This window comes from Cupriavidus sp. CPT47-8839-RL05A, from assembly GCF_058792255.1.
This window is the reverse complement of sequence record NZ_JBYTEG010000002.1, coordinates 33,151-58,821: the sequence shown is the minus strand read 5'-3', so window position 1 is coordinate 58,821 and position 25,671 is coordinate 33,151. Positions and strand designations below refer to the sequence as shown.

Genomic DNA, 25,671 nt, shown 5'->3' with positions numbered 1-25,671 from the left:
GAGGAGACTTCCATGCTGCGCAAATGCTTTGCTTCAAAACGGGCCCTGCAAGGCGCCCTGCCCCTGCTGCTGTGCCAGGCGCTGAGCGCGCAGGCGCAGACCAGTGCCGGGGCCGAAACCACGCTGGCCGTGGCGCCGGTGCCGCAGGTCACGGCAACCGTGCCGCCGGCCGAGGCTGCATCGCCAGCGCCGCTGAGCGCCAACCTGACCCTGACATCGCAATACGTATCGCGCGGCTTCCGCCAGACCTGGGGCAGGCCTGCGGTGCAGGGCGGCATCGACTACGCCCACCCGAGCGGCTTTTCCGCGGGTACGTGGATGTCGAGCATCAGCGACAAGTTCATCGAGGGCGGCACCGTCGAATGGGATCTGTATGCCGGCTACACCGGCACCGTCGGCGATCTCACCTATGCCGGGCAGGTCTACTACTACCTGTACCCGGGCGCGAAACTGCAGTACGCGCAGACCAAGTACAACTACGGCGAGGCCGTCGCGTCGCTGACGTACAAGTGGTTCAACGTCAAGTACTGGCTGACCTATACGCCCGACTACTTCGGCTACAACAGCGCCTCGCTGCTCGCCGGCAATGACCTGCACAGCCGCGGCTCCGGCTATCTGGATATCAACGGCACCTTCGACCTGGGCCATGGCGTCACGCTGCTGCTGCACTACGGCCAGGAGCGCGTGCGCAACTTTGCCGCCTACAACTTCCGCGACGTGCGCGTGGCGCTGTCCAAGGCCTTCGAGGGCGGCTGGACCGTGACCGGCGCCTATACCCGCGGCTGGGGACGCACCGACGTCTACGACAAGTACACCACCGGGGCGCTGGATTCGTCCGGCAACCCGTCCGTTTCCAACCCGCTGAAAAGCACGTTCCTGGTCTCGGTGACCAAGACGTTCTGACGGCAATCTTCAACCGCTGTTTTACCGCTTCCTACCACCATGGCCTCCCTGGGTCTTACCGACGCGACCGGACTTGTCGGCGTTGCCGCCTACGTTGCCGCGCATTTTGCCGTGCAGGTCCTGCACAAATCCCCGACCGGCAGGCTGGCCGTCGTCCTCAACGTGATCGGGCCGAGCTGCATCCTGATCTCGCTGACCGGCGCCTTCAACCTGGCGTCGTTCCTGACCCAGTGCTTCTGGCTGGGGCTGACGCTGCTGGGCTGGTGGCGCAACCGGCGGGCGGGGCATGCGGTGGTGGAAACGCTGGGCGGACCGCGCCCGGGACAGCCCGTGCAGCAGTAACAAAGAGGCGGCCAGGGCGCTTGGCAACGACGATACAAAACTTCCGTTGCCTTGGCTCCCAGCCGTTTCTATACTCACCCCGAAACACCATTGGTAATCTAATTAACCTATGGTGAATCAACAAGAAACCCGCATGCCTGAGACCCGTAACGGGCCGCATGGCAACCCCGGGATGACAACAGGAGACAAGGATGAGAAACGCCCCCAGAATCCCCGCCAGACATTCCCGACCGTCGTAACCCCGGCAGGCAGTACCGCAACGTACCCACCCAGACCGCAGACGGCAGACCGTGACGGAGCGCAGCTCCAGATAAACGGCAACCCGGGAAGCAAGGAGACATCGTGTATTCACAGAAAGACGTGCTGTCGATCGGCGCGCAGGCGCCGATCGCCCCCGCCCAATCGCAGCAGCAAACCCAATCGCATGAACTGCAGCGCACCCTGACCTGGAAGGATGCCTTCTGGGTCACCAGCGGCGTGCCCGCGGGCGTGCTCTTCACCATCGGCGGCGTGTCCGCCACCATCGGCAACCCGGCCTGGGTGATCTGGATCCTCGCCATCCTGGTCGGCTTTGCGCAGTGCTTCGTCTATGCCGAGATCTCGGGCCTGTATCCGCACAAGTCCGGCGGCGCCTCGGTGTATGGCGCGCTCGGCTGGGTGCGCTACAGCAAGTTTGTCGCACCGGTCTCGGTGTGGTGCAACTGGGTGGCCTGGTCGCCGATGCTGGCGCTGGGCACCAGCCTCGCCGCCGGCTACATGCTGAGCGCGCTGTTCCCGCCCGATTCGGTCATCAACACCTGGCAACTGACGCTGGTGGACCTGGGCTTTGTCAGCAAGGGCCTGACGCTGCGGGTGAACTCCACCTTCATCCTGGCCACCGCCTTCCTGCTGGTCACCTTCAAGCTGCAGCACAGCGGCGCTTCCGCCGCGGCCACCACGCAGCGGATCCTGGGCATTGCCTCGCTGACGCCGCTGGTGCTGATCGCGCTGGTGCCGATGTTCACCGGCGACATGCCGTCCACCAACTTCCTGCCGCTGCTGCCGCTGACCCATGACGCCGCAGGCGCCCCGGTGCTGGGCGGCTGGAACGCCGCCGGCATCAGCACCGCCATGGGCGCGATGTTCCTGGCGTGCTGGTCGACCTTCGGCTTCGAGACCGCGGTCTGCTACACGCGCGAGTTCAAGGATCCGCAGAAGGACACCTTCAAGGCGATCTTCTGGTCCGGCGTGCTGTGCCTGTTCATGTTCATCGCGGTGCCGATCGCGTTCCAGGGCTCGCTGGGCCTGTCGGGCATGCTGGAACCGGCCATCGTCGACGGCTCCGGCGTGGGCGCGGCCATGGCCAGGTTCGTCGGCGGCGGCGCGGTGGTGTTCAACGTGATCGTGGTGATGCTGGTGCTGGCGATCCTGCTGATCGTGATGACCTCGATGATGGGTTCGTCGCGCACGCTGTACCAGGCCTCGGTCGACGGCTGGCTGCCGCGCTACCTCTCGCACGTGAACGAGCACGGCTCGCCCACGCGCGCGATGTGGACTGATCTGGTGTTCAACCTGTTCCTGCTGCTGATGTCGAACTACATGGCGGTGCTGTCGATCAGCAACGTCTGCTACATGATCTTCGTGTTCCTGAACCTGCAGTCGGGCTGGATCCACCGCATGGACCGCCCGGACTGGGCCCGCCCGTACAAGTGCAAGAACTGGCTGCTGGCACTGGGCGCGTTCTTCGGCTTCTTCGACCTGGCCTTCGTCGGCGCCGGCGCCAACTTCCAGGGCGAGCACACGCTGCGCAACGGCCTGATCGCCGCGCTGCTGATCGTGCCGGTGTTCGTGTACCGCCACTACATCCAGGACAAGGGCCGCTTCCCCGAGTCGATGCGCCGCGACATGGAGCTGCCCAATGCGCGCGCCGGCGTACTGCCCTACGTGGCGCTGGTCGTCGGCGGGCTGGTGGTGTGGATCGCTGCCAAGCTGACGGTGATCACCTGACGGCTCCGGCAGGCCGGCCCGATGCCGGCCTGCCCCCCTTTCCCGATTTCCCTGCTTTTCCTGAATTCCGAGGTACCGCCATGACTGACACGCTCCGCGTGCGCGTCGGCCGCGTCGAGCCGCTGGCCGCCGGCATCAAGCGCTTCACCCTGCAACCCTGCGACGGCGGCGCGCTGCCCGCCTTCGACAGCGGCAGCCACGTGGTCGTCCATATGGACGGCGGCCGGCTGCGCAATGCCTATTCGCTGACCAGCACGCTGGGCGAGCCCGGCCACTACCAGATCGCGGTGCGGCTGGAAGAGGCTTCGCGCGGCGGCTCGCGCTATATGCACGAGCAGGTCAGCGAAGGCGACGAACTGCATATCGGCGCGCCTGGCAACCTGTTCAGCCTGGACCACGGCGCCGGCCGCCACCTGCTGATCGCCGGCGGCATCGGCATCACGCCGTTCATGACGCATATCCAGGCGCTGGCCGCGCGCGGCGCGGCGTTCGAACTGCACTACTGCTTCCGCAACGCCCGTTCCGCCGCCTTCCTGGACGTACTGCCCGCCACGCTGCAGCCCGGCCAGCTTCACCTGTACGAGAGCGACAGCGGCACCATGCTCGACCTCGCCGCGCTGATCGCCGCGCAGCCTGCCGACACGCACGTCTATGTCTGCGGCCCGGCGCCGCTGAACGACGCCGTGGTCAACGCCGCGCGCGCCGCGGGCTGGGACGCGGGCCGCATCCACTTCGAGCAGTTCCGCAACGAGGTCGACGCCACCGGCGGCGCCTTCGAGGCCGTGCTGCAGAAAAGCGGGCTGACGTTGCAGGTCGGCGCCGACGAGCCGCTGCTACGCGCCATCGAGAAGGCGGGCATCAAGGTGGACTGCATGTGCCGCGAAGGCATCTGCGGCTCCTGCGAAACCACCATCCTGGAAGGGCAGGCCGATCACCGCGACCAGTACCTGTCGGATGCCGAAAAAGCCGCCCAGAAGACGATGATGCTGTGCGTGTCGCGCTGCAAGGGCCAGCGGCTGGTGCTGGATATCTGACCATACTGAGGTCATTCGCAACCTTTTGGTTGCGTTTCCCCACCCGGTCTCCTAACATGCAACCACAACGTTGCCTATTCATCCCTGAACAAGGAGACCGGACATGGCTTCATCCACCGACCGCATCGAGCGCAGCATCCTGCTGGCCGCACCCATCGAACGCGTCTGGCACGCACTGGCCGACGCCGACACCTTCGGCAGCTGGTTTGGCGTGAAATTCGACGGCGTGACCTTCGCCCCAGGCCAGCGTGCCGTGGGCAGCATCACCTATCCCGGCTATGAATACCTGAAGTTCGACGTAGAGGTCGAGCGCATGGAACCACCGAGGCTGCTGTCCTGGCGCTGGCATCCGGCGCCAATGGAGCGCGGCCGCGACTATTCGGCCGAACCGCCCACGCTGGTGGTGTTCGAGTTGAAGGAAGCCGAAGGCGGCACGCTGCTGACCGTGGTCGAATCCGGCTTCGACCAGATCCCGCCCGAACGCCACATGGAAGCCTTCCGCATGAACAGCGGCGGCTGGGACGGGCAGATGGAAAACATCCGCAAGCATGTCAGCGGCGCAGCCTGAAACCCCGCCCGCGCTCGAAGCGCGCGATGCTGCGACCGTCTTCGCCGCGCTTGGCGACGAAACCCGGCTGCGGCTGGTGGCAGCGCTGTGCGCGGGCGGCGCGATGTCGATCGCGCAGCTGACCGCGGGCAGCGCCATGACGCGCCAGGCGGTCACCAAGCACCTGCAGGTGCTGGCGCAGGCCGGGCTGGTGCGCGACAGCCGCGCCGGCCGCGAGCGCCTGTGGCAGCTCGAGCCCGGCCAGGTCGAAGCCGCGCGCCGGTCGCTGGAAGCGATCGGGCGGCAATGGGATTTCGCGCTGGCGAAGCTGAAGCTGGCGGTGGAGACCAGTCACTAGCCGCCCAGGTGGTTTTCCCCCTTGCTCGCGGGCAATGGACACCCTTTCACTCGCCGCTATACTGGGAGCCCCTCCCATCACAGCGAGAGGAAGCGCGCAGTGGCTGACCACGACCTGTCCAGGCTGAAAATCGACCGGAGCGCCGCCGCGGCCGGCGCCGGCATCCGCCCCCGGCGCAGGTGGCTGCGCTACGCAGTGATCGCGCTGGCCGTGCTGGCCCTGGCCGGCATCGCCATGAAGCTGGCCGGGCCGCAGGCGGTGCAGACCGCCACCGTCACCTCCGCCTATCCCACGCAGAATTTCACCGTGCTCAATGCCACCGGCTATGTCGTGCCGCAGCGCAAGGCGGCGGTCGCGTCCAAGGCGCAGGGCCGGCTGGAATGGCTGGGCGTGCTGGAGGGCTCGCACGTGAAGAAGGACGAGATCATCGCGCGGCTGGAGAGCAAGGACGTCGCCGCCTCGTTCGCGCAGGCGCAGGCACAGGTCCAGGTGGCGCAGGCCAACCTGGCGCTGCAGCAGGCCGAGCTGAAGGACGCCGAGGTGAACCTGCGCCGCTCGAAGATCCTGATCGTGCCGAACGCCATCTCGCGCACCCAGTACGACGCCGACGTGGCGCGCTTTGACAAGGCGCGGGCCTCGGTCAACAGTTCGCGCGCGTCGATCGCCTCGGCCCAGGCCAATGCCCGCGCGGCCGAGGTCGCGGTGGAGCAGACCGTGGTGCGCGCGCCCTTCGATGGCGTGGTGCTGGTCAAGCATGCCAACGTGGGCGACAACATCACGCCCTTCTCTGCCGCCGCCGACACCAAGGGCGCGATCGTGACCATCGCCGACATGGAGACGCTGGAGGTGGAAGCCGATGTCGCCGAATCCAATATCGGCAAGATCCGCGCCAACCAGCCGTGCGAGCTGCTGCTGGATGCGCTGCCGGGATTGCGGCTGGCGGGGCAGGTGTCGCGCATCGTGCCGACGGTGGACCGCTCCAAGGCCACTGTGCTGGTCAAGGTGCGCTTTGTCGACCGCGATGCGCGCGTGCTGCCGGACATGAGCGCCAAGATCGCCTTCCTGTCGCGCGCCGCCTCGGCGCAGGACCGCCAGCCGGTGGTGGCGGTGCAGCCCGCCGCCGTGGTCACGCGCCAGGGCCGGGAGCTGGCCTATGTGGTGAAGGACGGCCGTGCGCATGAGGTGCAGGTCAAGACCGGCGACAAGCTGGGCGAACTGGTAGCCGTGCAGGGCGTCAAGCCGGGCGACGTGCTGGTGCTGTCGCCGGCCGACAATCTCGGCGACGGCGACCGCGTCACCGTGGCCAAGCCGTAGAGAGGACAGCATGAGCGCAGCACCGCTGGTGCAGATCAGCCACGTCGCCAAGTCCTACCGGCGCGGCGTGCAGACCGTGCCGGTGCTGACCGATATTTCGCTCGATATCGGCGCAGGCGAATTTGTTGCGCTGATGGGACCGTCGGGCTCGGGCAAGAGCACGCTGCTGAACCTGATCGCCGGCATCGACCGGCCCGACAGCGGCACGCTGCACGTGGCGGGGCTGGACATCACGCGGCTGCCGGAAGCCGAGCTGGCCGACTGGCGCGCCGCCAATGTCGGCTTTATCTTCCAGTTCTACAACCTGATGCCGGTGCTGACCGCGTTCGAGAACGTGGAGCTGCCGCTGATGCTGACCAGCCTGCCGCGTGCGGAGCGTCGTGCGCGCGTGGAGCTGGTGCTGGACATGGTCAACCTGGCCGACCGCATGCGCCACTACCCGTCGGAGCTGTCGGGCGGCCAGCAGCAGCGCGTGGCGATTGCACGCGCGCTGATCACCGACCCGGCCCTGATCGTCGCCGACGAGCCCACCGGCGACCTCGACCGCACCTCCGCCGCCGAGATCCTGGCGATGATGCAGCGGCTCAATGCCGATGCCGGCAAGACCATCATCATGGTCACGCACGATGCGCACGCCGCGGCCGCGGCGGGGTCGCTGGTGCACTTGGAGAAGGGAGAGTTGATCCGTGGCGAGATTGCCTAAGTCGTCATGTACGCACTCAAGCTGATCACCCGCAACGCATTGCGCCACAAGCTGCGCACCGCGCTGACGGTGTTCGGTCTGGTGATCGCGGTACTGGCGTTCGGGCTGCTGCAGACCGTGATCGACGCCTGGTATGCGGGCGCATCGGCGGCTTCCAGCGCGCGCCTGGTCACGCGCAATGCGATCTCGCTGGTGTTTCCGCTGCCGCTGAGCTACGAAAGCCGCATCAAGGGCGTCGACGGCGTGAGCTCGGTGGCGCGCTCCAACTGGTTCGGCGGCGTCTACCGCGATCCCAAGAACTTCTTCGCGCAGTTCGCGGTATCCGACAACTACCTCGACCTCTATCCGGAATTCATCGTGCCCGACCAGCAGCGCGCCGACTACCAGCGCGACCGCAAGGGCGCGCTGGTCGGGCGCCAGCTGGCCGACCAGTTCGGCTTCAAGCTTGGCGACGTGGTCCCGATCAAGGGCACCATCTACCCCGGCACCTGGGAGTTCGTGGTGCGCGGCATCATGGAAGGGCGCGACGAGAGCACCATCACGCGCCAGATGGTGTTCCACTGGGAATACCTGAACGAGACCGTGCGCAAGCGCACCCCGCGCCAGGCCGACCAGGTCGGCGTCTTTGTGCTGGGCGTGGACAACCCCGACAACACCGCCGCGATCTCGCGCAATGTCGATGCGGTGTTCCGCAATTCACTGGCGGAGACGCTGACCGAGACCGAGCAGGCCTTCCAGCTGGGCTTTGTCGCCATGTCCAACCAGATCATCGCGGCGATCCGCGTGGTGTCCTATGTGGTGATCGTGATCATCATGGCGGTGATGGCCAACGCCATGGCGATGAGCGCACGCGAGCGCACCGTGGAATACGCCACACTCAAGGCGCTGGGCTTCGGCCCCGGCTTCCTGGCGCTGCTGGTGTTCGGCGAGTCGCTGGCGATCTGCGTGGCCGGCGGCGCGCTCGGCATGCTGGCGACACCGCCGGTGGCAAGCGCCTTCAAGCAGGCCGTGGGCGGCGTGTTCCCGGTCTTCACCGTGTCGCCCCAGACCATGCAGCTGCAGGCGGCCTGCGCGCTGGCGGTGGGCGTTTTTGCCGGCATCGTGCCGGCGGTGCAGGCTGCGCGCGTGCGTATCGTCGAGGGCCTGCGGGCCATCGGCTAGCGCGCGGAGGCTGACGTGGCGATCCCGCTGACCTATATCGCGCGCAACCTGTGGGCCAGGCGCCTGACCACCGCGCTGACCGCGGGCGGGCTGGCGCTGGTGGTCTTTGTCTTTGCCACCATGCTGATGCTGGACGCCGGCCTGAAGAAGACCCTGGTCACCACCGGCGAGCAGAACAACGTGGTGCTGATCCGCAAGGGCGCCGAGACCGAGATCCAGAGCTCGGTCAACCGCGACCAGGCCAGCATCATGGAGATGCACCCGGCCGTGGCCATGAGCGGCGCGGGCCGGCCGCTGGCCTCGCGCGAGGCGGTGGTGCTGATCTCGCTCACCAAGACCAGCACCGGGCAGCCGTCCAACGTGGTGATCCGCGGCATCTCGCCGCCGGGCATGGACCTGCGCCCGCAGGTGCGGCTGGTGGCCGGACGCATGTTCCGGCCGGGCTCGTCCGAGATCATCGTCGGCAGCAGCATCGCCGGCGGCTTTGCCGGGGTGCAGATCGGCGAGCACCTGCGCTTTGCCCAGCGCGACTGGACCGTGGCCGGCCACTTCGACGCCGGCGGCAGCGGCTTCGACTCCGAGATCTGGGGCGACGTGGACCAGCTGATGCAGTCGTTCCGGCGCAATGCGTATTCGTCGATGGTGGTGCGTCTGGCGGATTCGGCGCTGTTCGACCGCTTTCGCGCCGATATCGACGTCGACCCGCGGCTGGCCGACGAGGCCAAGCGCGAGCAGGCCTTCTACAGCGACCAGTCCAAGGCGCTGTCCGGCTTTATCAATATCCTGGGCTTCACGCTGTCCACCATTTTTTCGGTCGCGGCGATGATCGGCGCCATGATCACCATGTACGCCTCGGTGGCCAACCGCGTGGCGGAGATCGGCACGCTGCGCGCGCTGGGTTTCAAGCGCGTCAACGTGCTGACCGCCTTCCTGATCGAAGCCGCGCTGCTGGGGCTGGTGGGCGGCATCGCGGGCCTCGCATGCGCCGCGCTGATGCAGTTCGCGTCGTTCTCGACCACCAACTTCCAGACCTTCGCGGACCTCTCGTTCCGCTTCATCCTGACCCCGGCCATCGCGCTGCAGACGCTGGCGTTCTCGATGGTGATGGGGCTGGCGGGCGGATTCCTGCCGGCGGTGCGGGCGGCGCGGATGAATATCGTGGACGCGTTGCGGGCGCGCTGAGCGAGGGTTTGCTCCCCTCTCCCGCAAGCGGGAGAGGGGGCACGGCATCGGCATTCACGGCCCGGTAGTCGCTGCGCCCCACCCCCATCCTTTCCTTGCCTTATTCCACCCGCGCGTCTACAACCCGTAGTGATGCATGCTCCCCGTCAGGCATTGCCGGCGGCCAGTGCACCCCCGGCACGGCCAGCGGCGCCCGATGGCAAGGTACCCCCGCAACCCTCTCCGCCAGGACGCCCCCGATGAACCTCGACCTGCTGGGCTCGCTGCTGACTGCCGTCGTGGTGCTGCTGATCGGCACGCTGGTCAACCGCAGCGTCGGCGTGCTGTCGCGCTACAACATTCCCGACCCTGTCACCGGCGGCCTGCTGTTCGCGATCATCGCCTCGGTGGCGCTGGCGGCAGCGAACTTCCGCGTGGTGATCGATCCCGGCATGAAGCCGGTGCTGCTGCTGATGTTCTTCGGCGGCGTCGGGCTCTGCGCCGACCTGCGCATGCTCAAGCGCGGCGGCAAGGCACTGGTGATCTTCCTGATCATCCTGCTGCCCTATATCCTGGTGCAGAACGTGGTGGGCGTGGCCATGGCCAGGACGCTGGACCTGCATCCCATCTTCGGGCTGGTGAGCGGATCGATCACGCTGGTGGGCGGCCACGGCACCGGCGCCGCCTATGCCGAGCGCTTTGCCGAAGTCAACAACCTGCAGGCGGTGATGGACCTGTCGATGACGGTGGCCACCATCGGCCTGATCGTGGGCGGCATCATCGGCGGCCCGGTGGCGCAGTACCTGATCTCGCGCTACAAGCTGCGCTCGACCGCGCGCGAGGCCGGCGACACCGAGGAAGAAGCCGCCGCGGTTTCGCCCATCACCACCGTGGGCGCGCTGGCCTCGCTCGCCGGCATCCTGGCCGCGGTGATCGGCGGGCGCTGGATCGCCGCGCAGATGCCCACCGGCGCCATCACCATCCCCGGTTTCCTGTGGTGCATGATGCTCGGCATCGCCATCCGCAACCTGCTGCCCTTTGCCGGCATGCGCTTTGACGACCGCGCCACCGACCTGATCACCAATATCTGCCTGTCGCTGTTCCTGGTGATGACCATGATGGCGCTGGACCTGGCCGAAGTGGCGCTGTCCGCCGGACCCTTCCTGCTGATCATCGCCATGCAGGTGGTCTTCATCATCCTGTATGTGGTGCTGGTGTGCTTCCGCTTCATGGGGCGCGACTACGAGGCCGCGGTCACCTCGGCCGCCTTTATCGGCTTCAACATGGGGTCGACCGCCACCGCCATGGCCAATATGCGCGCCATCACGTCCCGCTACGGGCCGGCACCCACCAGCTATTTGATCACGCCGCTGGCAGGCGCGTTCTTCGTCGACCTGATGAACGCCTTCGTGCTGACCATGCTGCTGGCGTTGCCGCTGATCGGAGGCTGACATGCGCCGCGCCCTCTTCACCCTCCTCATCGCCTTGCTGGCCAGCGCCTGGCTGGCAGGCTGCGGCGGCGGCCCGCCCGCCGACGGCATCCGCGCCGGCATCAACGAGCGGCTGGCGCAGGCGCTGCCGCCGGGCACGGTGGAACTGGCCGGCCTGGACCGGCGCGGCTCGCAGGCAGACACCAAGGCCCCGGCCGGTGAAACCCGCCGCGTGGTGTACTTCGATGCGGAACTGAAACTGCTGCGCGACTACGACTTCGGCGCCTGGGACTCGCCCGGCGTGGCCGGGCTGGTGTCGGCGCTGGGCGCGGGCCCGCGCGGCATCACCGGCATCACCAGCGGCGGCAACAAGGCCGGCGACATCATCCGCGCGCATGGCACGGCGCTGTACCGGCGCGACGGCGAGCGCTGGGTCGGCGTGCTGCCGGCCGGCTACCGCCCCGCTGAAGCCCCGACCGTCGCCACCGATGCGCAAAGGGGCCCGGCGGCGATCCTGGACGCGATGCGCAAGGTGATCGAGTCCGTGCAGAAGGATGCCTCGCCGGCACAGCGCGCCGTGATCGAGCAGGAGCTGACCACCGCGCACGCCAACATCCGCGCGCGGCTGGCACGGGTCAACGAGGGCTATGCCATTGCCGCCGGCGCCGAACACGGCCAGTACCTGCGTTTTGCGAAGGCGCTGGTGGACGGGGCGCGCGTGCGCGCGATGCCGCTGGTCACGCACGGCGGAGAAGAGAACCTGCGGCTGCTGCGCGCCGGCAAGGTCTCGGTGGCGCTGGCGCAGGGCGATGCGGCGCTGGAAGCCTACGAGGGCAAGGGCGTGTTTGCCGCCGACGGCCCGCAAGCCTCGCTGCGCGCCATCGGCAGCCTCTACCCCGAGCCCGTGCACGTGCTGGTGCGCGACGCCGATCCCGCCCGCTCGGTGTCAGAGCTGCGCGGCAAGCGCATCGCCGTGGGCGAGCGCGGCTCAGCCTCGCGCGTGACCGCGCTGCGCGTGCTGGCTGCGCATGGCCTGACCGACAAGGACTTCAAGGCCGAGGAAGTGGGGCTGGGCACCGGGCTGGTGGCACTGCGCCAGAACCAGGTCGACGCGGTGATCCAGGTGATCGGCGTGCCGGCCGACAGCATCCGCGACGCGCTCGGCGAAATGCCGCTGCGGCTGCTGCCGCTGGACGAACGGGTCATCACCGCGATGGTCGGGCAGAAGGCGGGCTATTTCCGCGCCACCATCGCGCCGGGCACCTATCCCGGCCTGCACACGCCGGTGCGCACCATCGCCACGGCGGCGATCCTGGTGACCGGGCCGGACCTGTCCGATACCGAAGTGGCCGAGCTGACGCGGCTGGTCTACCGCCACGGACGCGACTTTGTCGCCCGCGGCAGCGCCCAGGGCGCGCAGATCGCCGTGGCAACGGCGCGTGAAGGGCTGATGATCCCGCAGCACCTGGCGGCGGCCAAGACGCTGGACGCGCTGGCGACGCCCGGCATTCCGCCCGCCAAGCCCGGCGGAACGCCCGCGAAGCCCGTTGCAACGCCTGCGGCTTCGGGCGCCCGTGCGCAGTAAGGCCCGGCGGGCGGGCCGCCGATCAGCCCGCCGCGCTCGCCAGGCCTTCAGCCAGCCGGCAGCGCCGGTCCAGGAAATCGCTGGCGTGGCCGTTGCTGCCGGCCGCGCTGTCGACGGGCTGGTCGATCACGACAAAGCCTGCCCCGCCCTGCCGCTCCCGCACATAGGTGACAAAGATGCCGCGGTCCGGCGGCGCTGCGGCGGCGACCCCCTTGGTGCCGTCACGCACAAGCTGGAAAGGGTCGACCGCCAGCACCGGCGCGCTGGCCGGCACAAAGATCGCGCGCACCGGCTTGTCCTCGATCCGCAGCGTGGTCCAGCCGGTGCCGATCGGCCCGGCCGCGCCATTGGCCACGGCGCGCGCGGCCGCGCTGATGCAATCGAGATGGATATGCAGCTGGTCCTGGCTGCGCGAGGCGCGGGAATTGATCGCCAGGCCCAGCATGTCGTCGGGCACGGCCTTGCCAAGCGAGCGGCCAACGATGCCGCGCTCGGCCCAGCCGAAGGCCCAGGGGTTGGCGCCTGCGCCGTCCCAGGCTCTGGCGTCGTCGATGCCGGTCACCGTCCGTGCCGGGATCACCAGGTAATGCGACTTGCCGATCGCGTCCTTGTAGAGCACCAGTCCCTGGGACCGGTCCACTTGCGCGCAATCGGGATGAGCCGCCGCTGTACTGCCAAGGCAGCGCTGCTGCACGTTGCGCCACAAGCCATCGCGGCCGCCCGACAGGACGCCGACGACGTTTTCGGCGGTGCAGCCGGCCAGGGCCAGGATGGCCGCTAGCCACAACGCGGGGGCACCGCGCCAACCGCGGGCCGGCTTCAGCGCCGGCACGAAACTCCGTAGAAAGTCCCGGCGCGTGGATTAGACACCACATAGGCGTGGCGCTGCGCCCAGAACTGCGCGGTACGGAAGGCATCGGCCTCGCGCTCGCTCCAGTCCGTTGCAAGCAACGGCAGGGCTTCGGCATCGGTGGTGAGATAAACCCGCGCCTGATAGCGGGCGGATTGCAGCGTGCCGGTACGGATGGTGCGGATCGTGACGTGGAGGGTCATAGGCAGCTTCTCGACTAGGCGACTACCAAATCATAACCACTTCCGTGTGTTGGATTGGTGAAACCGTTGCGAATGTGCTAAGGCACCACAGATCTGTCAGGATCCGGCTCCGGCGACGACATACCCGCATCCTCATGCCTTCGGGAGAAAAACATGCCGGCCAACCCGCTCCGCAAGTCCGCCATCCTTGTGCTGACCCACCTTGCCGCGCTGGCCGTGGGCTTTGCTGCGGGCATCTATGTCTTGCCGATCCTGACAGAACAGGCTGGCGCCAGTGCGGAGCAAGTGCAGGCTGTGTCACAACAGTCGCGCTACACCGGCACCTTCCGCAAGGACTTGGCGGGCAGTGACGCGCTGCACTGGGTCAGCGGCCGGCTCCATGTTTCGCCGCAGGCGCTTGCCTTTGAAGGCAGCGTTGCGCCGGGGCCGGATTATCGGATCTACCTGGCGCCGGAGTTTGTCGACAACAAGGAGGCCTTCCTTCGGATCAAGGATCGGTCGCTGCAGGTTGGTGAGCTGAAGACCTTTGGCAACTTCACCGTGGCGTTGCCGGCTGGCGTGGATCCGGCGCGGTATGGGGCGGTGGTGATCTGGTGTGAGAGGTTTGGGCAGTTTATTGGGGCGGCGGGGTATCGGTAGTCATCGCCATACGACCGGCTTGTCGCTCTTGGCGGGCGTGGGCTGTTTCGCCGGCGTAGCCGGCGACCTACTTCTTGTCCAAGCGACAAGAAGTAGGCAAGAAACGCGTCGCCTATGCGGCTGGCAATCAATTACGCGGCGTCGGTCATATGGGCGGCGGTGCTTGCCGTTTGGATGTGGTCGCGGTTCGACCCTGCTACGCCATGTGAGTGTGTGCCAGTGCCTGCGATAACCGGCTTTTGAACGATCCCCAAGTCGGGCGGTGGCCCGCGCTCTCGAGCGATATCGCATCAACGCCTTCGGCTGCGCACCGCGCAAGCGCCCAATGACCGTCAACGCATTTTGAGCCTGCGCAGCAGCCGTAGGCGTCCCCGCGATGCGGCTGGCAGCAGGCGGCCTACGCCCTGCATGGGGATTGTTCAATAGTGGGTTAACGGAGGCGCTGCCACTGACTCACATGGCGTAGCAGGGTCGAACGGGCACCCACGCCGAACGGCAACCACCACCAACACCGTGAAATTTATTGCCAGCCGCACAGGCGACGCGTTTTTTGGTTACTTTTTGTCGCTCGGACAAAAAGTGACTCGCCGGCTACGCCGGCGAAACAGCCACGCCCGCCAAGGGCGACAACCGACCGCATGGCAACAATAGAAACACGCCGCAACCAAGGGCGGGGACCAGAGAAAAAAGGGCCGATCAAACCAACCGGCCCAACGAACCCCGCAATGCAATCCGCAGGTGTCGATATGACAGTTAATCGCCCACCCATGCAGGCATCACAACCTGCCAGGCGGGCATCAGACAGTTACGCTCAGAAGCGATGACGCAGACCAACGGTAGCACCGGTCTGGTTCTCACCAGCCACCACCGTACCAACCCCATTCAGCCCCAGCGCCGACCCCGACTTGTTCTTCGAGTACCCAACATTCAGGTACACATCCGTACGCTTGGACAGCGAGTAGTCCGCCGACAGCACGAACATCCACGGATCGGCATCGCTATTGCGCGTGTCGTTGTAGTAGGCCGCGCCGGTCAGCTGGAAGGCAGGCGTGAAGCGGTACTGCGCGCCAGCCCAGTACACATTGCTGCGGGTCGAAGCAGCGCTGGCGCTCGACACGCCGTCGTCCTTCAGCCAGCGATAGCCGGCAAACACCTTGGCGCCGCCGAAGGCATAGGCCGTACCCACCGCGGCGCGCTTGGCGGCACGGTCCTGCAGCGCCACGGTGGCGCCCTGGTACTGGTCGTAGGCAGCGCCGACTGAGAAGCCGCCCGCGGCGTACGACAGGCCGCCGCCGAAGTTGCGCGCGACCTTGGGCTCGCCCGCGACTTCGCCGTTGTTGTCGCGGCCGAAGCTGTAGAAGCCGGTGGCGGTCAGGCCGCCGAACTTGCCGGTGTACTTGATGGCATTGTCGGCACGGCCGTTGAAGGCCGAGTCAACGCTGTTCAGCGAGTAGCGCGGGCCCACGCCCATCGGGTCGAAGGCGCCGAACAGGTCGTACAGCGCGTTCTGCTGGCGGCCCAGCGTGACCGCGCCCCAGCCGCCCTGCAGGCCGACGTAGGCCTGGCGCCCGAACAGGCGGTTGCCCTGGCCCGAGGTGCCGGTATCGATGTCGAACCCGCTCTCCAGCACGAAAATACCCTTCAGGCCGCCGCCCAGGTCTTCGGTGCCGCGCAGGCCCCAGCGCGAGCCGGACAGGTTGCCGGAGTTCAGGCGCGTTGCCGTACCCTGGGCGCCGTTGCTGCCCGGCACGTGGCTGATCACTTCGACGCCGGCATCGACGATGCCGTAGAGCGTCACGTTCGACGCGGACTGGGCCGACGCCACCCCGGATACGGCCGACGCGGCCGCTGCTGCCGTCATTGCAAGGAGAGCTTTCTTCACTGTGATTTCTCTGTGTTCTGTTTGAGGCACGACACCGCGCCGGACCCAGGCCGGGTCGGCAAGGCCAACCCGGTCCGCCGGGCAACCCGGCAACGGCGCATCGTCCGCACAAAGTGCGGCTCCGGCATTGTCGTGGCGCAATATGAAAGCTTTGTGACCCTTGCTTCGCAGCAACAAGTGGCGGATAACCCTCGAATGGGGGTTTTCCCTGTAACCAAGGGGAACGTTTTGGTAGGATGCATGCTTTTCCGACGACGGTAATGCCAGTGCTCCGTGCCGCCATGTGCCTGTGCCTCGACCGCTTCGCCTCATGAGGCTGGCTGAGATCAAGACCCGGCTTGCCCCGCTGCTCGCCTCGCTGCAGGCTTCATTGCCTGCCCCCCTCCAGCAACGCCTGTCAGGCATGGCCGCGCGCCTTGCACGCGCCGGCCTGACCCGGCCCGGGTCGCTGCGCCCCACGCGGCGCGGCGTGCTGGTGGGCCTGGCCGCCATCCCCGCGGCCCTCCTGCTCTATGTGCTGGTCCTGATCCCGTTCACGCCGGGCATCAGCGATATCCGCAAGGCCAAGTCCGAGCAGCCGGCCCAGGTGCTGTCCGCCGACGGCAAGGAACTGGCGGTGTTCAAGTGGGCCAACCGCGACTGGGTGCCGCTGTCGCAGATTTCACCCAATGTGGTGGCTGCGCTGATCTCCACCGAAGACCACCGCTTCTACCAGCACCATGGGCTGGACTGGCGCCGGCTGGCCTCGGCCGCGGTGCATACCTTCTCCGGCGACCGCCAGGGCGGGTCCACCATCACCCAGCAGCTGGCGCGCAACCTGTATCCCGATGAAATCGGCCGCGCGCCCACGTTGACGCGCAAGCTCAAGGAAGCCATCACCGCGCTCAAGATCGAGGCGCTCTATACCAAGGACGAGATCCTCGAGACCTATCTCAACACGGTGCCGTTCCTGTACAACGCGTTCGGCATCGAGATGGCGGCGCGCACCTACTTCGACCGCCCGGCGCGCTCGCTCGACGTGCTGCAGAGCGCCACGCTGATCGGCATGCTCAAGGGCAACAGCTACTACAACCCGGTGCTCAACCCCGAGCGCGCGCTCGACCGGCGCAATATCGTGCTGGGCCAGATGGTCAAGCGCGGCAAGCTGGATGCGGCGCGCTACGAGCAGCTGAAGAAGCGCCCGCTGCGCATCGACTTCGAGCGCCAGACCGAGCCGCCCGGCCCCGCGCCGCATTTCGCGCAACAGCTGCGCAAGTGGCTGATCGGCTGGGCCGACCGCAATGGCTACGACATCTACGCCGACGGCCTGGTGGTGCATACCACCATCGACGCCCGCCTGCAGGCCATGGCCACGCAGGCCGTGGTGCAGCAGGGCAACCGGCTGCAGGCCATCGCCAACGCGGCCTGGGCGCCGCGCGCGGGCTGGGCCGCCAACCTGCCGCTGGTGCAGGCCTTCGTGCGCGAGACCCCAGAGTACCGTGCCGCCATCGCCGCCGGCACCGCGCCGGAAGAGGCGCTGCGCCATCTGATGTCCGACCATGCCTTCATGCGCGCGCTGCACCAGCAGAAGACGCGCATCCAGGCGGGCTTCCTGGCCATCGATCCGCGCAACGGCGAGATCCGCGCCTGGGTCGGCAGCCGCGACTACACCCAGGACGCGTTCGACCACGTGCAGCAGGCGCGCCGCCAGCCGGGCTCGACCTTCAAGCCCTTTGTCTACGGCGCGGCCTTTGAAGAAGGCAAGACCCCCGACGACACGCTGGTGGACCAGCCGGTGGAAATCGAACTGGCCGGCGGCGAGGTCTGGCGCCCCACCGATGAAGGCCGCCCCACCGGCCGCGCCATGACGCTGCGCGACGGCCTGGTCTATTCGCGCAACACCATCACCGCGCAGCTGATGCACGAAGTGGGGCCGACGCGCGTGGCGCGGCTGGCGCGCGACATGGGCGTGCGCGACAGCCAGCTCGACGTGGTGCCGTCGCTGGCGCTGGGCACCAGCCCGGTCACGCTCAAGGAGATGGTGGCCGCCTACGGCACCATCGCCAACGCCGGCGACTATATCGCGCCCACCATGGTGACGCGCATCGAAGACCGCCAGGGCAATGTGCTGCAGGTGTTCCGGCCGGCGCGCGCCGAGCACGCGCTGCCCGCCGCCACCACGCAAACCCTGCTCGACGTGATGCGCGACGTGATCGACCGCGGCACCGGCGCCAGCATCCGCTCGCGCTTCGGCATCCGCGCCGACGTGGCCGGCAAGACCGGCACCACCCAGGACAATGCCGACGGCTGGTTCATCCTGATGCATCCGGAGCTGGTGGCGGGCGCCTGGGTCGGCTTCAACGACAGCCGCGTCACGCTGCGCAGCGACTACTGGGGCCAGGGCGCGCACAGCGCGCTGCCGATGGTGGGCGACTTCTACCAGCGCGCGCTGCGCTCGCGCATCGTCGACGGCCGCGCGCGCTTTGCCGAGCACGAAGAGACCAGCCTGTTCGCATCGCTGGGAACGCAGCTGCGCGGCTGGTTCAGCCAGCTGTTCACACGCGACAAGGCCAGCGAGACTCCGGCGCCGCGCCCGGCACCGCGTCGGCCGGCGCTGCCCGCGCCGGAGGCTGATGCCGCACCGCCGGCCGGTGCGGCATCGTCTGCCGCGGCGGATGCCGGCCCGGATGAGCCCAGCCTGGCGCTGGACCGGGGGGAGACGGTGATTGCGGTGCCGCAGGACATGAGCGCGGGCAGCGCTCCGGTTGCGCCACCCCCTCAGGCCGAACCAGCGCCTAACGCCGCCCCTGCCTCCCCGGCTTCCGCAAATCCGCCCGCACCGCCTGCGCCCCCAGCGCCCATCACGCCCCTCGCGCCAACCGTCATCACCCCAGCCAACGGCAGCAACTGAACGCCCCTCCGGAGAGCGCGGCGCGGGGGCTACACCAAGCCGATATCCCGCCCCCGCACCCCCGGAAACACCTGCGCCAGCCGCACCTCATCCAGCCCGTACAACCTGCGGAAGACCCCGCCCAGCACCGCCCGGTACTCATTGCGCACCGGCCAGTCGCGGTTCTGGTTGAGCGTGGCCGGTTCTACCGCCACCTGCTCACCGGCGATGCGGCCCCCGCGCACCGCACCGCCCGCGGCCCAGTAAACCGTGCCGTGGCCGTGGTCGGTGCCGCGCGTGCCGTTCTCGCGGAAGGTGCGGCCGAACTCGGACAGCACCACCACGGTGGTCTTGTCCCATACAGGACCCATCTCGGCAGCGAAAGCAGACAGGCCGCGGCCGAGGTTGTCGAGCAGGCCGGCCAGTTGCCCCTGCGCGCCGCCCTGGTTGACGTGGGTGTCCCAGCCGCCCACGTCGATAAAGCCCAGGTTGAAGCGCTCACGCATCAAGCCCGCCATGCGCCGGGCCTCGACCTCGAAACCACGCGCGCTGAGCGAGCGGCGGTTGGCGGCCTGCATTTCCTGCATGCGCGCGGCCATGGTGCCGGCGTCACTGCCTGACCTGCCGGGCTGCGGCTGCGCCTGGCGCGCCACCGTTTCGCGCAGCTCGAAGCCTTCATCGATCAGCGATTCGAAACGCGTGCCACGGTACATCTGCGCCAGCAGCTTCGCCTGGCGCGCATCGAACGGGGTGCGGCCGCTGCCCTTGAGCGAGACATTGGGCACGTCGCGCGGACCGGACAGCACCATCGGCAAGCCGTCGGTGAAGGCCACGGGCGCGGCCTGCCCGCCCATGGCCTGCGCCAGGCGGTTCAGGAAGCCGCTGCCGCGCAGCGAGGCCACGGACTTGCGGTCCTCGCCTTCGCCGGGCAAACCGGCCTCGATCCCGTCCTGGGTCTCGAAGTGGCTGCGCGACAGGTCGTGCGTGCCGGCGAACGGCACGAAGGCCAACTGGCCGCGCTGCCACAACGGCAGCATGGTCGCGGCCAATGCCGGGTGCAGCGCCCAGTCGCCGATGCCGCGCGCGGCGCTGTCGGCGGCAAAAGCCGGCGCCAGCGCCACTGCCGCGTTGGGGTCAGCGTCCGTACCGGCCGCGGGCGGGCGGCGGATGGCGATATTGGGCCGCGCGGCATAGTAGAAGTCGCTGCCCGCCGGCACCAGCACGCTGGCGGCGTCATAGCCGCCGCGCAGGAACACCAGCAGGAAGCGCGCATCGGCCTGCGCCGGCAGCGCATAGACACGCGAGGCGATGGCGGGCAGCGCCAGCCCCAGCGTGGCGCCGCCCATTGTTTTCAGCCATTGTCGGCGTTGCATGGTCTGCTCCCTGTCAGCGCTGCATCCACTCGGGTGAACCGAGCAGCACGGTATTCCATTCGGCCTGCGATTCCGCCTGCGCCAGCGCGGCGCGCGTGGCGGGGCCAAGGGTGGCTTCGATGGTGTCGAAGTACAGCTTGTTGCCGATCATCGGGAAGCGCGCGCCGCTCGGCCTCGCGCCATCGCCGGCAAACAATCCCGCCGGCCCCGAGCCGATCGCGCGCGCGATCTCGAAGCGCCGCACCATCTGGCCCGAGCTGGCCCACGCGCTTTCCGACGACGGGTAGCCGTCCGGCGCCACGTGGCCGTAGAGCGGCTCGCCGAGCTGGTTCAACCAGTTCATCACGGGGCGCAGGTTGGTTACGGGACGGCCTTCATAGGCGAGCCGCATCGACGACACCACATAGACCATCGGATCCTTGAACTTGCGCGTGGGCGCCGCCAGTTGCCGGTCCAGTTCCGGCGCGAGGAACAAGGTGCGCAGCACTGCGGCGATATCGCCATCGGTGCGCGTGAAGGTCTGCGCCATGCGCTCGACCAGCGCCGGCGGCGGGTTGTCGGCGATGAAATAGGCGGCCAGCTTGGCGCTGATAAAGCGCGCGGTGGCCGGCTCGCGCGCCAGGATCGACACTGCGCGCGCCACCTCGTCGAAACCGGCCGGCTCGATGCGCTGGCCCAGCAGCGTCTTCGCACCGAAGTCATGGCGCGCGGGGTTGAATTCGAACAAGCCCTCGCTGCGGTACAGCCCCGCGCGCGCCGGCGGCAGCCGCGGCGGCGGCGTGCCGCGCAGGTTGACGCCCACGCCGGTCAGCACGCGCGCCAGCTCCTGCACGTCCTGCTGGGTGTAGCGGGAGCCGCTGGGGCCGCCCGATACGCCCATGGTATGCAGCTCCATCAGCTCGCGCGCGTAGTTCTCGTTGATGCGGTTGGCGCTGCTCTGGGCGTTGTCGAGGTAGACCAGCATGGCCGGCCCGGTCACGCTGGCCATCAGCAGGTCGCGGAAGCGGCCCAGCGCGTGCGGGCGGATGGCGCGCTCTTCGTAGTCGGCCAGCAGCAGCCGGACCTGGCCCTTGCCCGAGTAGACGTTGAAATGGTTCATCCAGAACCACGTCATCTGCTCGCGCAGCTGCGCCGGAGAATACAGCGCGCGCAGCAGGTGGCGCCGCGCGGCATCGGCCACGATCTCGCGGCCCTGCGCGTTCAGCGCCTGGCGGGCCTGCTGCTTGCGGTCGTCGTCGGGCAACGCGTCGATGCGCTGGCGCGCGTCGCGTGCGGCCTGGATCTGCGCGGCGGCATCGGCCTGCAGGTTGGGCAAGGCTGCGATGGCAGCCGCCAGTTCGGGCGGATCGGCCAGCGGCAGCGTCAGTTGCCGGTCGAGGAAGCCCTTGCGGCCCAGCCGGCGCAGGTGGCCAAGGGTGGCCTGGTCAGCGCCGTAGGTGACGGTGTTGAGCCAGCGCAGGTCGGTGGCGGCGGTGCTGCCGCCAGCCTCGGCCGGCACCTGTGCGCAGGCGGCCAGGCACGCTGCCAGTGCCAGTGCCGCGGCGGCCCGCCAGGCGGCGAGCCGGCCCGGGCCGGATTGTCTCGAATGCTGCGCCGGATTCATGCCTTGCTCCTCGCCCTGTTCGATCAACATCACTATGTTACGTGGCAAGCGCACATTGGTTGACCCGGAGGCGCCGCCGGAGTGTTACCAATGCTTTCTGCATGCCGATTGCCGGATTTGCCAAGACAGCGGCGCGCTGCCTGGCTAGCCTTGCGCTCTGTCCCTCCGATCCCGCCCCCCGGCGGAAACGCCTGCTTGCATGTCGCGCCCCCTGTCCGCTGCCGCCTGGCTGCCCACCGTTGCCTTTGTCCTGATCTGGTCCACCGGCTTTATCGTCGGCAAGGCCATCGTGCCGCTGGCCGATACCAGCCTGTTCCTGCTGGGCCGCTTTGCCGTGGCGGCGCTGATGTTCGTGGCCTGGTCGCTGGCCGCGCGCGCGGCCTGGCCGCCGCTGCGCGAGGCGCCGCGCCACCTGCTGGCCGGCGCGCTGATGCAGGGCATCTACCTGTGCGCCGGCTACGGCGCCGTGGCCAGGGGCCTGCCGCCGGCGATCATGGCCCTGCTGGGCGCGCTGCAGCCGCTGCTGACCGCGCTGGTTGCCATTCCCCTGCTGAAGGAGCTACCTTCCAGGCGGACGTGGCAGGGCCTGGCGCTGGGTGCGCTCGGCGTCGCGCTGGTGGTCGCCCCGGCGATGCCGGCCGGCATGCACCCGGCCGCGCCGGCGCTGTCGCCCTGGATCGTGCTGCTGGGCGTGCTGGCCATTGTCTCCATCACCATGGGAACCCTCTTGCAGAAATCCGTCATCGCCGCCTGTGACCTGCGCGCCAGTTCCGCCTGGCAGAACCTGGGCGCCATGCTGGTAGCCGCCGCGATGGTGGCGATCCAGGCCGCCGACGCGCCGCTGCACTGGCATGGCGGCGTGGCGCTGTGGGCCGGGCTGGCATGGGCGGCGATCGGCCTGTCGGGCGCCGGCACCTGGCTGCTGGTCAGCCTGGTGCGGCGCGGCCAGGCCGCCAATGCCGCGGCGCTGATGTTCCTGGCGCCGCCGCTGGCCGCGCTGCAGGCCTGGCTGCTGTTCGGCGAACGGCTGGATGCGGTGCAGGCGCTGGGCATGGCGGTGGCCGGCGCGGGCGTCTGGCTGTGCCAGACCCGTGGCAGGTTGCGGCATGCCGAAGCCCGCTGAACCCCACGCCTCGCCGCTGGTCGAGCACCGGCGCTACCGCCCGCAGCCGGACGGCCACCAGCACGGCTACCACCAGTTGCTGTTCGGCCTGGCCGGCGCCACCGAGCTGGAGATCGACGGCCACGTCTATCGCGTGGACGACCGCAGCGGCCTGATCGTGCCGGCCGGCAGCCATCATGAATTCCTGGGCTTGGACGGCAACCTGCAGCTGGTGGCGGACTTCCCGGCGCGCTCGGTGGCGCTGCCCGCGCGGCTGATGGCGCGCCCGCGCACGTTCCCGCTGGACGGCGCCTTCGGCAGCCGCGTGCGCGCGCTGTCGGCGTGGCGCGCCGCCGCGGCAGCGCGCGGGCCGCAGACCGACTGGCAACTGGCGGCCACGCTGGCCGCGGCGCTGGCGGACTGCCTCGGCATGCCCGGCGACGAGCAGGTATTCCCGCTGATGGCCGTGGATGCCTACCTGCGCGCCAACCTGGCCGCGCCCCTGCGCGCGGCGGAAGTCGCCGGGCATTTCGGCTGGAGCGTGCGGCGCTTCCAGACCCTGTTTGCCGAGGCCTTCGGCGATACCCCGCACCGCTACCAGACCCGGCTGCGGCTGGACCGCGCGCTGCAGCTGCTGACGCAATCCGCGCTGCCGCTGGCCGAGGTCGCGCTGGCGTCAGGCTACCCGGACCAGACCACCTTCACGCGCAGCTTCACGCGGCGTTTCGGGCAGCCGCCCGGGGCGTGGCGCGCGGCCGCACGCGTCCATCCCGACTGACGCCCGTTCGTTGCGCGCGGGCCGGCTTCGCGCCGACGCGGCTGATGCCGCCGGCGCACAGTAAGTATGGGGCAGAGATGCGACGCAGAGCATCATGGCCGACGGAGCTGCGCGGGTCTGCGCGGAGTCGGAAATGCTAATGAGCAGGACATTCGCTACCGCATGGGCACAACAGTTTCAATACGCCCGAGAAGCTTGCGCTCGTGCAAGCCTGGCGTGAAGCGGGGCCGTTGTTCACTCACCGTGAAAAGGCCGCACTCGCATGGGCCGAGTCGGTCACCCTGGTGGCGGACACACACGTGCCCGAGACGGAATTCCAAGTCGCGGCCGCGGCGTTCAATGAGAAAGAGCTCGCTGACCTCACGATGGCTATCAGCCTGATGAACGCCTATAACCGGCTCGCCATCTTCACGGCTGCCGTTCTGATGGCCTTCTGTCTGAAGATGACGCGCAAGCGTGCTTTCACCAGGCGATCGCGGTAGCCCGCAAGCAGAATGCCAGGTCGCTGGAGTTGCGGGCCTCACTGAGCCTTGCAAGGCTCTGGCAACGCCAGGGCAGGCCCGAGCCGGCCAGGCAACTGCTGGACCAGATCCGCAGCGCGTTTACCGAAGGGCTGGACAGCGCGGACATGCGCGACGTCGTGGCGGCATGCCGTCGATGACGATTTCGCGGCCAGGGGCGCTTTGCGCCAGTGTTTTCATTCTGAATCTCCTGATTTCCACTCAGGCCGCGTTGGCGGCCAGTGCGGGATAGTCGGTCAGCCCGCGTGCGCCACCACCAAACAGCGTGTCGCGGTCATGGGGGTTGAGCGTCGCGCCAGCGCGCAGGCGCTCCGGCAGGTCGGGGTTGGCCACGAACGGCCGGCCGAAGGCAATCAGATCGGCCCATCCCTCGTTCAGCGCGGCCTGCGCGCGTTCCGCGGTGTACTTGCCGGCGTAGATCAGCGTGCCCCGATACACCTCGCGCAGCCGCTGCCTGAATGCGGCTGGCATATGCGGCGCATCGTCCCAGTCGGCCTCGGCGATATGGATGTAGCCCACGCCCAGCTCGCCGAGCAGCTTTGCCGCGGCCGTATAGGTGGTTTCCGGATCGGCGTCGACGCAGCCATTGAGCGTGGTCAGCGGCGCCAGGCGGATACCGACCCGGTCCTTGCTGCCCGTGCCCTCGATCAGCGCCTGCGTCACCTCGCCCAGGAACCGCAGGCGGTTTGCGAGCGAGCCGCCATATTCGTCGGTACGGTTGTTGGCTTCCGAGTCGATGAACTGGTTGACCAGATAGCCGTTGGCCGCGTGCAGTTCCACACCGTCGAAGCCGGCCGCCATCGCGTTGCGCGCGGCCTGGCGGAATTCGTCGACGATGGCGTGGATCTCTTCCACCTTGAGCGCGCGCGGCCGGGATGCCTGCACGAAGCCCGGCTTGCCATCCGGTTCGGCAACGAACACGTTCACACCGTGCGCCTGGATGGCGGACGACGACACCGGCGCGTGGCCATCGAGCAGGCTGACATGGCTCAGGCGGCCCACGTGCCAGAGCTGCGCGAAGATGCGCCCGCCCGCTTCATGCACGGCAGCGGTGACCTTGCGCCAGCCGGCGACCTGCGCCGGCGTGTGGATGCCGGGCGTCCACGCATAACCCTTGCCGAGCGGCGAAATCCAGGTGCCCTCGCTGACGATCAGGCCGGCGCTGGCGCGTTGCGCGTAGTACTCGGCCATCAGTTCGTTCGGCACGTCGTCGGGCTGGCTTGCGCGCGAGCGCGTCATCGGCGGCATCACGATACGATTGGGCAGCGAGAGGGCACCCAGCGAATGCGGCCGGAACAGCGGATTGCGTGTATCGGACATCATGGCC

The 25,671-nt window shown here is 68.4% G+C and carries 22 protein-coding genes and 1 pseudogene; 17 read left to right on the top strand and 6 right to left on the bottom strand.

What is annotated here, in order from left to right:
• The first annotated feature begins 12 nt into the window (after window positions 1-12).
• The 12 genes from AC3WVS_RS02395 to AC3WVS_RS02340 all read left to right on the top strand — a co-directional run bounded on the left by AC3WVS_RS02395 (window position 13) and on the right by AC3WVS_RS02340 (window position 12,524).
• Window positions 13-903, top strand: a complete 891-nt coding sequence (locus AC3WVS_RS02395; protein WP_492317225.1) for a TorF family putative porin — start codon at window positions 13-15, stop codon at window positions 901-903.
• A gap of 39 nt (window positions 904-942) precedes the next feature.
• Window positions 943-1,245: a CBU_0592 family membrane protein gene (locus AC3WVS_RS02390; protein ID WP_010811003.1), complete on the top strand. Its 303-nt coding sequence runs from the start codon at window positions 943-945 to the stop codon at window positions 1,243-1,245.
• Between the two features lie 363 nt (window positions 1,246-1,608).
• The gene (locus tag AC3WVS_RS02385; protein WP_492317433.1) at window positions 1,609-3,231 is read left to right on the top strand and encodes a trimethylamine N-oxide permease; all 1,623 of its coding nucleotides are present in this window, start codon (window positions 1,609-1,611) and stop codon (window positions 3,229-3,231) included.
• A gap of 80 nt (window positions 3,232-3,311) precedes the next feature.
• A complete protein-coding gene (locus AC3WVS_RS02380) occupies window positions 3,312-4,265 on the top strand; it encodes a PDR/VanB family oxidoreductase (protein ID WP_492317224.1) in 954 nt (317 codons plus the stop codon).
• A 103-nt stretch (window positions 4,266-4,368) separates the two neighbouring features.
• On the top strand, window positions 4,369-4,833 hold the full coding sequence (locus AC3WVS_RS02375) for an SRPBCC family protein (RefSeq protein WP_492317223.1): 465 nt from the start codon (window positions 4,369-4,371) through the stop codon (window positions 4,831-4,833).
• Window positions 4,814-5,170 (top strand): ArsR/SmtB family transcription factor, encoded by a 357-nt coding sequence (locus AC3WVS_RS02370; RefSeq protein ID WP_492317222.1) that lies wholly within the window; start codon window positions 4,814-4,816, stop codon window positions 5,168-5,170. The genes AC3WVS_RS02375 and AC3WVS_RS02370 overlap by 20 nt, the downstream gene beginning before the upstream one ends.
• A gap of 99 nt (window positions 5,171-5,269) precedes the next feature.
• Window positions 5,270-6,484, top strand: a complete 1,215-nt coding sequence (locus AC3WVS_RS02365; RefSeq protein WP_492317221.1) for an efflux RND transporter periplasmic adaptor subunit — start codon at window positions 5,270-5,272, stop codon at window positions 6,482-6,484.
• Between the two features lie 10 nt (window positions 6,485-6,494).
• Window positions 6,495-7,187 carry an ABC transporter ATP-binding protein gene (locus AC3WVS_RS02360; RefSeq protein WP_492317220.1) on the top strand — a complete coding sequence of 231 codons (693 nt, stop codon included), beginning with the start codon at window positions 6,495-6,497 and terminating at the stop codon, window positions 7,185-7,187.
• Window positions 7,188-7,193: 6 nt separating this feature from the next.
• Window positions 7,194-8,348: an ABC transporter permease gene (locus tag AC3WVS_RS02355; protein ID WP_492317219.1), complete on the top strand. Its 1,155-nt coding sequence runs from the start codon at window positions 7,194-7,196 to the stop codon at window positions 8,346-8,348.
• A 15-nt stretch (window positions 8,349-8,363) separates the two neighbouring features.
• Complete coding sequence (locus AC3WVS_RS02350) at window positions 8,364-9,530, top strand: ABC transporter permease (RefSeq protein WP_492317218.1); 1,167 nt, start codon at window positions 8,364-8,366, stop codon at window positions 9,528-9,530.
• A gap of 239 nt (window positions 9,531-9,769) precedes the next feature.
• A complete protein-coding gene (gene gltS, locus AC3WVS_RS02345) occupies window positions 9,770-10,960 on the top strand; it encodes a sodium/glutamate symporter (RefSeq protein ID WP_492317217.1) in 1,191 nt (396 codons plus the stop codon).
• 1 nt (window position 10,961) lies between these two features.
• Window positions 10,962-12,524: a TAXI family TRAP transporter solute-binding subunit gene (locus AC3WVS_RS02340; protein ID WP_492317216.1), complete on the top strand. Its 1,563-nt coding sequence runs from the start codon at window positions 10,962-10,964 to the stop codon at window positions 12,522-12,524.
• 22 nt (window positions 12,525-12,546) lie between these two features.
• Here the strand turns inward: AC3WVS_RS02340 and AC3WVS_RS02335 are convergent, their stop codons facing one another.
• Complete coding sequence (locus AC3WVS_RS02335) at window positions 12,547-13,356, bottom strand: CDP-diacylglycerol diphosphatase (RefSeq protein WP_492317215.1); 810 nt, start codon at window positions 13,354-13,356, stop codon at window positions 12,547-12,549.
• The gene (locus AC3WVS_RS02330; protein ID WP_436224843.1) at window positions 13,344-13,577 is read right to left on the bottom strand and encodes a CDP-diacylglycerol pyrophosphatase; all 234 of its coding nucleotides are present in this window, start codon (window positions 13,575-13,577) and stop codon (window positions 13,344-13,346) included. The genes AC3WVS_RS02335 and AC3WVS_RS02330 overlap by 13 nt, the downstream gene beginning before the upstream one ends.
• Window positions 13,578-13,730: 153 nt before the next feature.
• Here AC3WVS_RS02330 and AC3WVS_RS02325 point away from each other — a divergent pair, with 153 nt between their 5' ends.
• Complete coding sequence (locus AC3WVS_RS02325) at window positions 13,731-14,216, top strand: DM13 domain-containing protein (protein WP_492317214.1); 486 nt, start codon at window positions 13,731-13,733, stop codon at window positions 14,214-14,216.
• A gap of 811 nt (window positions 14,217-15,027) precedes the next feature.
• Here AC3WVS_RS02325 and AC3WVS_RS02320 read toward each other — a convergent pair.
• On the bottom strand, window positions 15,028-16,098 hold the full coding sequence (locus AC3WVS_RS02320; protein ID WP_492317213.1) for a porin: 1,071 nt from the start codon (window positions 16,096-16,098) through the stop codon (window positions 15,028-15,030).
• Window positions 16,099-16,408: 310 nt separating this feature from the next.
• On the opposite strand from AC3WVS_RS02320, the gene AC3WVS_RS02315 reads away from it, so the two are divergent.
• Window positions 16,409-18,988, top strand: coding sequence for a penicillin-binding protein 1A (locus tag AC3WVS_RS02315; protein ID WP_492317212.1), 2,580 nt, complete (start codon window positions 16,409-16,411; stop codon window positions 18,986-18,988).
• Window positions 18,989-19,017: 29 nt separating this feature from the next.
• Here AC3WVS_RS02315 and AC3WVS_RS02310 read toward each other — a convergent pair whose 3' ends face one another.
• Together AC3WVS_RS02310 and AC3WVS_RS02305 are read right to left on the bottom strand one after the other, a co-directional pair.
• The gene (locus AC3WVS_RS02310; protein WP_492317211.1) at window positions 19,018-20,340 is read right to left on the bottom strand and encodes a DUF1501 domain-containing protein; all 1,323 of its coding nucleotides are present in this window, start codon (window positions 20,338-20,340) and stop codon (window positions 19,018-19,020) included.
• A gap of 13 nt (window positions 20,341-20,353) precedes the next feature.
• A complete protein-coding gene (locus tag AC3WVS_RS02305) occupies window positions 20,354-21,943 on the bottom strand; it encodes a DUF1800 domain-containing protein (protein ID WP_492317432.1) in 1,590 nt (529 codons plus the stop codon).
• A 199-nt stretch (window positions 21,944-22,142) separates the two neighbouring features.
• Between AC3WVS_RS02305 and AC3WVS_RS02300 the strand changes: the two genes are divergently transcribed.
• From AC3WVS_RS02300 to AC3WVS_RS02290, 3 genes and pseudogenes are all read left to right on the top strand, one after another.
• Window positions 22,143-23,066, top strand: a complete 924-nt coding sequence (locus AC3WVS_RS02300) for a DMT family transporter (RefSeq protein WP_492317210.1) — start codon at window positions 22,143-22,145, stop codon at window positions 23,064-23,066.
• Window positions 23,050-23,823, top strand: coding sequence for a helix-turn-helix domain-containing protein (locus AC3WVS_RS02295; protein WP_492317209.1), 774 nt, complete (start codon window positions 23,050-23,052; stop codon window positions 23,821-23,823). The genes AC3WVS_RS02300 and AC3WVS_RS02295 overlap by 17 nt, the downstream gene beginning before the upstream one ends.
• A gap of 182 nt (window positions 23,824-24,005) precedes the next feature.
• A pseudogene (locus AC3WVS_RS02290) lies at window positions 24,006-24,305 on the top strand (carboxymuconolactone decarboxylase family protein); the annotation flags it as partial.
• Window positions 24,306-24,545: 240 nt separating this feature from the next.
• Here AC3WVS_RS02290 and AC3WVS_RS02285 read toward each other — a convergent pair.
• A complete protein-coding gene (locus AC3WVS_RS02285; RefSeq protein ID WP_492317208.1) occupies window positions 24,546-25,667 on the bottom strand; it encodes an alkene reductase in 1,122 nt (373 codons plus the stop codon).
• Window positions 25,668-25,671: the final 4 nt, after the last annotated feature.

What these genes read in the sequence shown, in the direction of transcription:
- AC3WVS_RS02395 (WP_492317225.1), top strand. Translation starts at nt 13, where the DNA reads ATGCTGCGCAAATGCTTTGCTTCAAAACGGGCCCTGCAAGGCGCCCTG.
- AC3WVS_RS02390 (WP_010811003.1), top strand. Translation starts at nt 943, where the DNA reads ATGGCCTCCCTGGGTCTTACCGACGCGACCGGACTTGTCGGCGTTGCC.
- AC3WVS_RS02380 (WP_492317224.1), top strand. Translation starts at nt 3,312, where the DNA reads ATGACTGACACGCTCCGCGTGCGCGTCGGCCGCGTCGAGCCGCTGGCC.
- AC3WVS_RS02375 (WP_492317223.1), top strand. Translation starts at nt 4,369, where the DNA reads ATGGCTTCATCCACCGACCGCATCGAGCGCAGCATCCTGCTGGCCGCA.
- AC3WVS_RS02370 (WP_492317222.1), top strand. Translation starts at nt 4,814, where the DNA reads ATGTCAGCGGCGCAGCCTGAAACCCCGCCCGCGCTCGAAGCGCGCGAT.
- AC3WVS_RS02360 (WP_492317220.1), top strand. Translation starts at nt 6,495, where the DNA reads ATGAGCGCAGCACCGCTGGTGCAGATCAGCCACGTCGCCAAGTCCTAC.
- AC3WVS_RS02355 (WP_492317219.1), top strand. Translation starts at nt 7,194, where the DNA reads ATGTACGCACTCAAGCTGATCACCCGCAACGCATTGCGCCACAAGCTG.
- gltS (WP_492317217.1), top strand. Translation starts at nt 9,770, where the DNA reads ATGAACCTCGACCTGCTGGGCTCGCTGCTGACTGCCGTCGTGGTGCTG.
- AC3WVS_RS02340 (WP_492317216.1), top strand. Translation starts at nt 10,962, where the DNA reads ATGCGCCGCGCCCTCTTCACCCTCCTCATCGCCTTGCTGGCCAGCGCC.
- AC3WVS_RS02330 (WP_436224843.1), bottom strand. Translation starts at nt 13,577, where the DNA reads ATGACCCTCCACGTCACGATCCGCACCATCCGTACCGGCACGCTGCAA.
- AC3WVS_RS02325 (WP_492317214.1), top strand. Translation starts at nt 13,731, where the DNA reads ATGCCGGCCAACCCGCTCCGCAAGTCCGCCATCCTTGTGCTGACCCAC.
- AC3WVS_RS02315 (WP_492317212.1), top strand. Translation starts at nt 16,409, where the DNA reads ATGAGGCTGGCTGAGATCAAGACCCGGCTTGCCCCGCTGCTCGCCTCG.
- AC3WVS_RS02310 (WP_492317211.1), bottom strand. Translation starts at nt 20,340, where the DNA reads ATGCAACGCCGACAATGGCTGAAAACAATGGGCGGCGCCACGCTGGGG.
- AC3WVS_RS02305 (WP_492317432.1), bottom strand. Translation starts at nt 21,943, where the DNA reads ATGAATCCGGCGCAGCATTCGAGACAATCCGGCCCGGGCCGGCTCGCC.
- AC3WVS_RS02300 (WP_492317210.1), top strand. Translation starts at nt 22,143, where the DNA reads ATGTCGCGCCCCCTGTCCGCTGCCGCCTGGCTGCCCACCGTTGCCTTT.
- AC3WVS_RS02295 (WP_492317209.1), top strand. Translation starts at nt 23,050, where the DNA reads ATGCCGAAGCCCGCTGAACCCCACGCCTCGCCGCTGGTCGAGCACCGG.
- AC3WVS_RS02285 (WP_492317208.1), bottom strand. Translation starts at nt 25,667, where the DNA reads ATGATGTCCGATACACGCAATCCGCTGTTCCGGCCGCATTCGCTGGGT.